At 72.4% G+C, this 4,040-nt stretch carries 1 protein-coding gene; it reads left to right on the forward strand.

Translation table 11 applies throughout. The annotated features are described in order from the left end of the window. Positions 1–4,040 (forward strand): type I polyketide synthase (locus tag ACZ5NH_RS45255; protein ID WP_468784297.1); only part of this gene is annotated, 4,040 nt, incomplete at both ends.

Consider the following 4,040-nt stretch of genomic DNA (forward strand, 5'->3'; position numbering starts at 1 on the left):
AACTACGCAGCGGCCAACGCCCACCTCGACGCGCTCGCCGAGCAGCGGCGCGCCGAAGGACTGCCCGCCACCTCGATCGCCTGGGGCCCCTGGGCGGCCGGCATGGCGTCCGACGAGGCGCTGGCGAAGCGCATGGCGCTCGGCGGAGTCCCGCCCATGGCCGGCGACGCGGCGATCTCCGCGCTGCAGCGGATGCTGGACCAGGACGAGACCGTGATGACCGTCGCGGACGTCGACTGGCAGCGCTACGCCACCGGGTTCACCGCCGTGCGGCCCAGCCCACTGCTGGCCGACCTGCCCGAGGCGCGGACCGAACAGGCCGCGGCCCCCGCACCCGGCGCGGCCCCCCGGTCCTCGGCGGCCCAGCGGCTCGCCGGACTCGCCGAGGCGGAACAGAAACAGCTCCTCCTCGACCTGGTCCTCACGCATGTCGCCCAGGTACTCGGCCACGCGGACGCCGCCGACGTCGACGCGGGGCGGGCGTTCAAGGAGCTCGGCTTCGACTCGCTGACGGCGGTCGAGCTGCGCAACCGACTGGGCGCCGCGAGCGACCTGCGGCTCCCGACGACGCTGGTGTTCGACCATCCGACTCCGTCCGCGCTGGCCGATCACCTGTGGACCGAACTGGTCGGCACCCGGGCCGTGGCCCACGGCCCGGTGCCGCGAGCGGGGCAGACGGCGGACGACCCCATCGCGATCGTGGCGATGAGCTGTCGCTTCCCGGGCGGCGTACGGTCGCCGGAGGACTTGTGGCAGCTCCTCGTCTCAGGCGCGGACGCCGTCTCCGGTCTGCCCCTCGACCGCGGCTGGAACATCGAACGCCTCTACAACCCGGACCCCGAAGCGCCCGGCACCTCGTACGCGCGTGAGGGCGGATTCCTCTACGACGCGGGCGACTTCGACCCGGGGTTCTTCGGGATCAGCCCGCGCGAGGCTCTCGCCATGGACCCGCAGCAGCGGCTGCTGCTGGAGACCACCTGGGAGGCGTTCGAACGGGCCGGGATCGACCCGGCGACCGTGCGCGGCAGCCAGGCCGGTGTGTTCGTGGGCACCAACGGCCAGGACTACCTCTCGCTCCTCCTGGAAGACCCCGAGGGGCTCGAGGGGCACCTGGGCACCGGCAACGCGGCGAGCGTGGTCTCCGGACGGCTCGCCTACGTCTTCGGCCTCGAAGGCCCCGCCGTGACGGTGGACACGGCCTGCTCGTCCTCCCTGGTCGCCCTGCACTGGGCGATCCAGGCGCTGCGCAGCGGTGAGTGCGATCTGGCGCTGGCCGGCGGTGTGACCGTGATGTCGACACCGGGCACCTTCATCGACTTCAGCCGGCAGCGTGGCCTTGCTGCCGATGGCCGGGTGAAGGCGTTCGCGGCGGGTGCGGACGGCACCGGCTGGGGTGAGGGTGTGGGGATGCTGCTGGTGGAGCGGCTGTCGGATGCCCGTCGTAACGGTCACCCGGTGCTGGCGGTGGTCCGTGGCTCGGCGGTGAACCAGGATGGTGCGAGCAATGGTCTGACGGCGCCGAACGGTCCGTCGCAGCAGCGGGTGATCCGGCAGGCGCTCGCCCACGCCCAGTTGTCGGCGTCGGACGTCGACGCGGTGGAGGCCCACGGTACGGGTACGACGCTGGGTGACCCGATCGAGGCGCAGGCGCTGCTGGCCACCTACGGGCAGGAACGTGCCGAGGACCAACCGCTGTGGCTGGGCTCGATCAAGTCGAACATCGGTCACACGCAGGCCGCGGCCGGTGTGGCCGGTGTGATCAAGATGGTGATGGCGATGCGGCACGGTGTGCTGCCGCGGACCCTGCACGTCGACGAGCCGACGCCGCACGTGGACTGGTCGGCGGGCGCGGTGGAGTTGCTGACCGAGGCCCGGGAGTGGCCGGAGACCGGCCGCCCTCGCCGGGCGGGCGTGTCGTCCTTCGGTTTCAGCGGCACCAACGCCCACACCATCATCGAGGAGGCACCCGAAGACGACGTGACCGACGCTCCCCGGACGCGGTCGTACCCCGCCGCCACGGTCGTGCCGCTGCTCGTGTCGGCGATGGACGCCGACGCTCTGCCGGCGCAGGCCGACAGGTTGTGGTCGCATCTGACGGCGCGCCCCGAACTGGAGCTGGCGGACATCGGGTACTCACTGGCCGTGGGCCGCTCGTCCTTCGAAGAGCGCGCGGTGGTCGTGGCATCGGAGCACGACTCTGCGGTGGCCGGCCTTCAGGCCCTGGCCCTGGGCAGCCCGTCGCCCCGAGTCATCCGTGGCAGCACAGACAGCCGGGGCAAGTCGGCGTTCCTGTTCGCCGGTCAGGGCAGCCAGCGGCTGGGGATGGGCCGGGAGCTGTACGACGCCCACCCCGCCTTCACCCGGGCACTGGACGAGATCTTCGCCCACTTCGAAATCCCGCTGCGCGAGGCGCTGTTCGGTGACGATGCCGGGCTGATCGACCAGACGGCGTATACCCAGCCCGGCCTGTTCGCGGTGGAGGTGGCGCTGTTCCGGCTGCTGGAGTCGTGGGGTGTGCGCCCGGACTTCGTCTCCGGTCATTCGATCGGTGAGATCGCTGCGGCGCACTGTGCGGGTGTGCTGTCTCTGGAGGACGCGTGCACGCTGGTCGCTGCGCGTGGTCGGCTGATGCAGGAGCTGCCCGCCGGTGGTGCGATGGTGGCCGTCCAGGCCACCGAGGACGAGGTCACCCCGTACCTGACCGACGCCGTGAGCATCGCGGCCGTCAACGGCCCCGCCTCCGTGGTCGTGGCCGGTGACGAGGGCGTCGTACTGGAGATCGCCGCCCGCTTCGAGGAGCAGGGGCGCAAGACCCGTCGCCTGACGGTCAGCCACGCCTTCCACTCCCCGCACATGGACGGCATGCTGGCCGATTTCCGCAAGGTCGTGGAGGGGCTGTCGTACGAGGCCCCGCGTATCCCGGTCGTCTCGAACCTCACCGGTGCTCTCGCGACCCCCGAGGAGATCACCGGCCCCGACTTCTGGGTGCGCCACGTCCGCGAGGCTGTGCGCTTCCACGACGGCATCCGCGCCCTCGAAGCGCACAACGTGACGACTTTCGTCGAACTCGGACCCGACGGTGTGTTGTCGGCGATGGGCCAGGAGTGCGTGACCGGCGAGGACCGGATGTTCGTGCCCGTGCTGCGCAGGGGACGCGCCGAGCCGGAGACGCTGGTGACGGGGCTCGGACAGGCCCATGTGCGCGGTGTCGCGGTGGACTGGCGGGCGTTCTTCGGCGATGGGGGAGCCCGCCGCGTCGACCTGCCCACCTATGCGTTCCAGCACCGGCGCTACTGGCCGCGGACTTCCCTGCCGTCGGCGGACGCGGGGTGGCGCTACCGGGTGGTCTGGCAGCCGCTGCGTGAGAGCGGTGCGACCCGGCTGCCCGGGGAGTGGCTGACGGTGGTGCCACGCGCCGGAGCCGCGGCAGACGTCATCGAGGGACTGGCCCGGCACGGGGCCAGCCTTCGGCAACTGACCTTCCCCGTCGAAGGCGCCGACCGGCACTCGCTGGCCGCGCTGATCCGGGACGTCGTCGGCGACGCGCCGGAGCTCGAAGGCGTGCTGTGGCTGCCGAACGCCGGCACGGGCGCCGCTCTGACCGCCTTGCTGGTCCAGGCACTGGGCGACGCCGGTGTCACGGCACCCCTGTGGTGTGTCACCCGTGGCGCGGTCGCCACGGCAGCCTCCGAGCCGGTGCACGATGCCGTGCAGGCACAGATCTGGGGTCTGGGACGGGTGGCCGCCCTGGAGCACCCGGGACGCTGGGGCGGACTGGTCGACCTGCCGCGGACGCCGGACGAGCGGGCGCTGTCCCGGCTGGCCGGCGTGCTGGCCGGCAGCGGCCACGAGGACCAGGTCGCGGTACGCTCCTCGGCCCTCTTCGGACGCCGGCTGCTGCGGGCACCGCAGGGCCCCGAGCACGAGGACGCCTGGACCCCGCGCGGCACGGTGCTGGTGACGGGTGGTACGGGTGCGTTGGGTGCCGAGGTGGCGCGGTGGCTTGCGCGTCGGGGTGCTGATCATGTGCTGTTGGTCAG

Source organism: Streptomyces sp. NPDC031426, assembly GCF_055581585.1.